The organism is Nocardioides psychrotolerans (assembly GCF_943371775.1).
GTDB classification, from domain to species: Bacteria; Actinomycetota; Actinomycetes; order Propionibacteriales; family Nocardioidaceae; genus Nocardioides; species Nocardioides psychrotolerans_A.
Genome location: NZ_CALRWD010000129.1, coordinates 1 through 6,432 on the forward strand (window position 1 = coordinate 1; position 6,432 = coordinate 6,432).

Here is a 6,432-nt window from a genome sequence, read left to right on the forward strand (position 1 = left end):
GTCGTCGGCGGCGGCAACTCCGCTGGCCAGGCCGCGATCCACCTGGCCCGCTTCGCCGACTCGGTCACGATCATGGTGCGCCGCGACTCACTCGCCGCGACCATGTCGGACTACCTCATCAACGAGATCGACTACAACCCCCGCATCACGGTCCAGCCGTGCGCGGAGGTCGCCGACGGCGGGGGCGACGGCCGCCTGGAGTGGCTCGACGTACGCGACACCACGACGGGCGAGGTCACCCGGCGCGAGGCCCGCGGGCTCTTCCTGCTCCTCGGCGCCGAGCCCCACTGCGACTGGCTGCCCGACACGGTGGCCCGCGACCGTCGCGGCTTCGTCCTCACCGGCCGCGACGTCCCCAGCGCCCACTGGGGCGGTGAGCTCCCCCCGGAGAACCTCGCGACCACGCTGCCCGGCGTCTTCGCGGTCGGCGACATCCGGGCGGGCTCGATGAAGCGGGTCGCCGCGGCGACCGGCGAGGGGTCGTCGGTCGTGCCCCTCGTGCACGCCTACCTGGCACCGGAGGGCTGAGCCCGAGCCCTCGCGCTAGAGCTCGTGGCGGTACGGCGGGTCGGCGCCACGCCGCGAGACGGTCACCGCGGCGGCGGCCGCCGCATGGGCCAGCGCGTGCTCGGGCGCCACGTCGAGGTCGTCCCACAGGGCGTCGACGAGACCCGCCGAGAAGGTGTCACCGGCACCGATCGTGTCGACGACCTCGGCCCGGACGGCGGCCACGCTGACCTCGCCCGACGCGGTGAACCACGTCGACCCCGCCTCCCCGCGGGTCACGGCGACGGCGCGCGGGCCGAGCGAGAGCAGGTGCCGGGCAGCCTCGGCGACCGACCGCGAAGGGAAGAGCGCCTCGAGGTCCTCGTCGCTGGCCTTGACCAGGTGGGCCAGTGCGGAGATCCGCTCGACCTGCGCGACGACCGCGGCGCCGGTGCCGGTGATGGCGGGCCGGGCGTTGACGTCGTAGCTGATGGTGGCCGTGCCACGCAGCCGCTCGAGCAGCGCCACGACGTCCATGGCGCCGGGCTCCAGCACGGCGCCGATCGAGCAGACGTGCACCATCACCGGGTCGACCTCCCCCACGGGGTGGAAGCGCCAGTCGAGGTCGAACTCGTAGGAAGCGGACCCGTCCACCGCGATCGTCGCCCGCGCCGTCGAGGTGCGCTCGAGCGCGTGGGGGTCCACGGCGAGCTCCACGCCCGATCCGCCGAGGTGGGCCGCGATCGCACGGCCACGGTCGTCGTCGGCGTACGACGTCACGAAGCGCACGCGGCGCCCCAGGCGGGCGAGCGCCACGGCGACGTTGGCGGCGCTGCCGCCCGGGCGCTCGTTGTCGCGGCCGTCGGGCTCGACCACGATGTCGACGAGCGACTCACCGACGACCAGGGCGTAGGGCTGCATGCCCTGATCTCTACCACGTCACCGAAGCCCCCGGCTCGCTATCGTCCTGGCATGACCGTCCTGCCGCTCGACCCGGCGCTGCCGGAGCCACCCTTCGAGCAGCTGCGCACCCAGATCGCGAGGCGGGTCGCCGACGGCGACCTGCCGGCCGGCACCAAGCTGCCCACCGTCCGTGCCCTCGCGGAGCAGCTGGGGCTGGCCGCCAACACCGTCGCCCGGGCCTACAAGGAGCTCGAGGCCGACGGCGTCGTCGTGACCGAGGGCCGCCGCGGCACCTTCGTCGCGTCGGTCTCCGGGGCCGGGACCCCCGACGACGTGCAGGCGGCCGCCGCGGAGCTCGCGACGGCCGCGCGCAGGTCCGGCCTCACCCTCGCCCAGACCCAGCGTCTCGTCGACGCGGCCTGGGCAGGCCCTCAGTCGGCCCGCACGTAGAGCGCGATCGCCACCTCGGCGCCCGGGGGCACCGGGCCGAGCACGCGCACGGTGGCACGGTCCTGAACCCCGTCGAGCACCCCGATCTCTCCCCCGCTGACGTCGCCCCCGTCGGCGCGAACCGTCTCCCCCGTCCCACTGTGCTCGAGGACGACCGTGGCGTCACCGGCTGCGGTGAAGCCGATGGCGAGCAGTTGCCGCCCACGCTGACCAGCCACGCTGACCCGACCGCCGCCGGGTGCCGGCATGTCCATGGATGTCAGACGCCAGAGGTGACCTCCGGACTCGACGAGCAGCGACACGTCGGAGCCAGCCAGACGGGTGCCGCTCGGCGCGTCGTCGTAGACGGCCACCGAGATCACCACGTCGTCGTCCTCCAGCAGCGGCCCGTCCTCGGTGCCCTCCGACACCCAGGCCCGGACCGAGACGTCCTCGCCGGGTCGCGTAGGGATGCCCACGCTGCCCGTCGCGCCCGGGTCGAACGGCAGGACCTCCTCGTCGCACTGACCGGTGATGAAGCCTCCCTCCTCGCCGGCCAGGTCGAGGTGGACCGACGAGCCGGCGGGCGCGCCCGCGCACTCCACGCTGAACCGCACGCCCCTGCTCACGGCGGCGGCCTCCAGCTCGACCTCGGCCTCACCCGGCTCGCCGAAGCCTGCTGCGATGAGCTGCTGCCCCGCGACCTCCTGCCGGTAGGTGATCCCGTCGCTCGTGACGCCCTCGGGCCGGTCGGAGGTCAGCGCGAAGACCGCGAGGCCGACCTCGCTGGAGCCCACGACCCGCACCGTCGTGGCGTCCCCGGCCGGGACGAGGACGAAGTCGGAGAAGTCCGCGGCGGTGTAGGTGGTCGTGGTGCCGTAGCGCGTCACCTCCACGGTGTCGTCGTCACCCACGGTGCCCCACGAGACCAGCTGCGGCTCGTCGGAGGCGGCGAGCCGGACGCTGGCCCGGGTGTCCCCCTCGACGGAGCGGTCGAAGTCGTAGGTGTAGCCGAGCGAGTCGAACGACGACGGCACCGTCATCCCCAGCACGGTCGGCGTCGCCGGGGCCGGCCCGGCGTCGCGCTCGGGCAGGAGAGCCACCCCGCCGACGACGGCGAGGGTCAGCGCGGCAGTGCCGGCCGCGGCGGCGCGGCGCCGACGTCGTACGCCGCGCACCCGGGAGTGCACGGACCCGACGCGGCCGAGGGGGTCGTGGTCCACGACGTCGTCGGCGTGCCGCTCCAGGGTCGCGCGCAGCTGCTCGAGGTCGTTCATCGCTGGTCCTCCAGGTGGCTGAGGTCGGTCGGGTCGGTCGTGTCGGCCGGGTCGGCCGGGTCGGCGAGGCCGAGCGCGGGGTCGATCCGCAGCTTCGCGAGCGCCTTGCTGAGCTGGCTCTTCACCGTGCCGGTCGAGCACCCCATCTGCTCGGCCGTCTCCGCCACCGAGAGGTCCTCGAAGAAGCGGAGCACCACCACGGCACGCTGCCGGCGCGGCAGTCGCTCCATGGCCTGCCAGAGGTCCTGGGCGGCGCTGACCGCGTCCCCGGCGTCGGACGCGCACTCGTCGTGACGCTCCGGCAGCTCCTCGGTGGCCAGCTCGCCGTTCCACTTGCGGCGCCACCAGGTGGCGTAGGTGTTGACCAGGATGCGTCGGACGTAGGCCTCGGGGTTGCCGTCGATGCGACCCCAGGCGAACCACGCCTTGGTCAGCGCGGTCTGCAGGAGGTCCTCGGCGGACGCGTGGTCGTGGGTCAGGAGGTAGGCCGTGCGCAGCAACGCGGAGGACCGTGCCACCACGAAGTCGTCGAAGTCGACGCTCACGTCATCCCCTTGTCCTGTCGGCAGGCCGGTGTGGTCCCGCGTCCGTCCCCGAGACGGGGTGTGTGTGGCTCTCATGCCTGTCTCTACCGGGTGGACCCTGCCCGAGGTTGCCTCGTGTAGGAAGGCGACATGCGCTACGTCGTCTACGGCACCGGGGCGGTCGGCGGTGTCGTCGGCGCCACCCTCCACCTGGCCGGCCTCCGGGTCACGCTCGTCGCCCGCGGCGAGCACCTCTCCCGGATCCGCTCGCACGGGCTGGTGCTCGACCGTCACGACGGTCGGCACCTCGTGGACGCCCCGGCGACGGACACCGCGGCTGAGGTGGCGTGGACCGGTGACACCGTCGTCCTGCTCTGCGTGAAGAGCCACCAGACCGAGGCCGCGCTCGTCGACCTCCTTGCCCACGCGCCCGCCGACGTGCGGGTCGTGTGCGTGCAGAACGGTGTCGCCAACGAGCGCGCCGTCCTGCGACGCGTCGCCTCGACGTACGCCGTCTGCGTGATGCTGCCCGCCACCCACCTGGAGCCCGGCGTGGTCGTCCAGCGCTCGCAGGGGGCTCCCGGGATCCTCGACGTCGGTCGCGTGCCTGGTGGCGTCGACGAGCTGGCCCAGCGGATCAGCGACGACCTGTGCCGGAGCGGCTTCGCATCCGTGCCTCGGCCCGACATCATGGCGTGGAAGCACCGCAAGCTGATCATGAACCTCGGCAACGCCGTCGACGCGGCCTGTGCCCCCGGGCCGGACGCGGACGAGCTGGTCGAGCGCGCCCAGGCCGAGGGCGAGCAGGTCCTGGCCGTCGCCGGCATCCCGGTCGTCAGCGCGGCCGAGGACCAGGCACGACGGGGCGACCTGCTCCGACGTCGCGAGGACCAGCCCGCGCCCGCGGGCGGCTCGACCTGGCAGAGCCTCGCCCGCGGCACCCGCGGCGTCGAGGTCGACCACCTTGCCGGCGAGGTCGTGCTGCAGGCACGGCTGCACGGACACGTCGCCCCGGTCAACGCGCTGCTCCAGCGCACCGTCCACGACCTGGCCCGCTCGGGTCGGCCTCCCCGCAGCCTGAACGCCGCCGACCTCCTGGCCTCGCTCCCCTGACCAGCTTCTGAGGCCATCGAGGTGCCGAGCTTCCGGGCGAGGCCGCGTCAAGACCACCAGGTAGCACCCGGACGCGCCGACGACCCCGCCGGCGGCGGGGTGTGGGGCGGTGGGGTCAGGTCTCGCCGGGTGGGGCGGTCGGCTGGGTGATGGGTGTGGTGCCGTGGTGGTCGCGGCGGAAGACAAGGCCGTTGGGTGATCGCCAGACGTAGGTGGTGTCGTCGATCCGGTCGTAGTCCCACCTGGTGTGGGTCTTGGCGCGGTGGTGGCCTCGGCACAGGGGTGCGGTGTTGTCGGTGGACGTGGCTCCGCCCTGGTCGTGCGGGGTGATGTGGTCGATGTCGCAGGACCTGGCGGGCCTGGTGCACCAGGGGAAGACGCAGTGGTGGTCGATGAGCTCGCGTTGGGCACGGAGGCGGTCGGGGATCTCGTAGGCGGCGACGTTGATCTGATCGGCAAGGTCGATCACCGGCTTCACGATCACCTGGACGCCCGGTGCGGCGCACCATTCCTTGACGCGGTCGGCCCAGATCGGGGACCGGGTGTTCTCGACCCGGGCCAGACATCCTTCGACGGTGTCGTCGCCGGTGAGTGCTGCTTCGGCGAGGTGGACGTGGAGGACGACCTGGCTGCGCGGGACCTCACCACGAGGCTCGTCACCCTCTTCGAAGGGGAGGGTCTGGTGGCCGCGGGCGAGGTCGCCGGCTGCGATGGAGCGTCGTACGTCGTGGGACTCGACGCACCCTGCGGCACCCAGGGCTGCCGCTCCCTTGTTGAGGGCGTCGTCGAGGTCGAGGGCGTCGCGCAGGTCAAGGGTGCCGGTGACGTCGACGGTGCCGTTGATCCCGACCTGGTGGGTGTGGATCGAGATGTGGCGGCCGTCGGCCGCGGCGCGGGCCTTCTTCTCGGCCTCGACGGGGTCGAACCGGGCCTGAGCTTCCTCGACGAGTCTCTTGAGCTGGAGGTAGGACACCTGGTGCGCGACGTGCGCGACGTGGCGGTCGACGAAGACCGCGCCCTTCTCGGGCAAGCACATCGTCTGCTCCGCGATGGAGCGTGCGCGCCAGAACGGGAGGTCGCCGGCGGCGACGCGTTGCCAGGTCCTGGGGAGGCGGTAGCGGACCTCGAGGACCGCACCCACGTGCCGCTTGCCGGCGTCGGTGGACTGACCGAGTGCGGCGCAGAGCTCGAGGACCGCGGACTCGAGCACCCAGGGGGCGCCGTGACCGGCGAGGGGGATGCCGTGATCGCCGAAGGAGGCGGTGTCTTCGTCGTCGGTCTGGTGGAGGACGCACCAGTCGATGATGGACTCGATGATCTCGACCTCGGCCTGGTCGCGCACCGCTCGGACCGCGCGGACAGCGGTCAGCACGGTGGTGCTGTCGTCGCTCCCGGGCTGCTCGGTCATAGGAACAGTCAAGCCGTGGCCACCGACAGTGGGGCCCGTTCCGGCGCCTCGGATCTCGCTTGCTGAGACGACAAGGGAAAGTGTTTTCGATCGATTTTTGGCCGGTCTGGGTCGGGGCTGCCTGTCGGGTCGCCGGGTCTCGACGGCCGCTCGCTTCGTTCGCTGCTCGACCGGCGGGGGTGGGGTCTCGACGGCCGCTCGCTTCGCTCGCTGCTCGACCAACGAGAGAGGTCTCGACGCCTCGTCGCTGACGCTCCTCGGGCTCGACCACCGAGTCGCTTCGGTGGTCGAG

General features: G+C 72.9%; 7 protein-coding genes. 3 read left to right on the forward strand and 4 right to left on the reverse strand.

Annotation, left to right across the window (positions count from 1 at the left end; genetic code table 11):
* On the forward strand, window positions 1-528 hold a 528-nt coding region (locus tag AAG827_RS21735; RefSeq protein ID WP_341928294.1), incomplete at its 5' end, for an FAD-dependent oxidoreductase.
* Between the two features lie 15 nt (window positions 529-543).
* Here AAG827_RS21735 and AAG827_RS21740 read toward each other — a convergent pair.
* Window positions 544-1,407 (reverse strand): PfkB family carbohydrate kinase, encoded by an 864-nt coding sequence (locus AAG827_RS21740; protein ID WP_341928295.1) that lies wholly within the window; start codon window positions 1,405-1,407, stop codon window positions 544-546.
* Window positions 1,408-1,458: 51 nt separating this feature from the next.
* Between AAG827_RS21740 and AAG827_RS21745 the strand changes: the two genes are divergently transcribed.
* Window positions 1,459-1,839: a GntR family transcriptional regulator gene (locus AAG827_RS21745; protein ID WP_341928296.1), complete on the forward strand. Its 381-nt coding sequence runs from the start codon at window positions 1,459-1,461 to the stop codon at window positions 1,837-1,839.
* Here the strand turns inward: AAG827_RS21745 and AAG827_RS21750 are convergent.
* Both AAG827_RS21750 and AAG827_RS21755 read right to left on the reverse strand, forming a co-directional pair.
* Window positions 1,821-3,095: a hypothetical protein gene (locus tag AAG827_RS21750; protein WP_341928297.1), complete on the reverse strand. Its 1,275-nt coding sequence runs from the start codon at window positions 3,093-3,095 to the stop codon at window positions 1,821-1,823. The genes AAG827_RS21745 and AAG827_RS21750 overlap by 19 nt on opposite strands.
* On the reverse strand, window positions 3,092-3,640 hold the full coding sequence (locus tag AAG827_RS21755) for a SigE family RNA polymerase sigma factor (RefSeq protein ID WP_341928298.1): 549 nt from the start codon (window positions 3,638-3,640) through the stop codon (window positions 3,092-3,094). Before AAG827_RS21755 ends, AAG827_RS21750 begins: the two co-directional genes overlap by 4 nt.
* 129 nt (window positions 3,641-3,769) lie before the next feature.
* On the opposite strand from AAG827_RS21755, the gene AAG827_RS21760 reads away from it, so the two are divergent.
* Window positions 3,770-4,732 (forward strand): 2-dehydropantoate 2-reductase N-terminal domain-containing protein, encoded by a 963-nt coding sequence (locus AAG827_RS21760; RefSeq protein WP_341928299.1) that lies wholly within the window; start codon window positions 3,770-3,772, stop codon window positions 4,730-4,732.
* A gap of 115 nt (window positions 4,733-4,847) precedes the next feature.
* Here AAG827_RS21760 and AAG827_RS21765 read toward each other — a convergent pair whose 3' ends face one another.
* Window positions 4,848-6,140 (reverse strand): HNH endonuclease signature motif containing protein, encoded by a 1,293-nt coding sequence (locus AAG827_RS21765; RefSeq protein ID WP_341928300.1) that lies wholly within the window; start codon window positions 6,138-6,140, stop codon window positions 4,848-4,850.
* Window positions 6,141-6,432 lie beyond the last annotated feature (292 nt).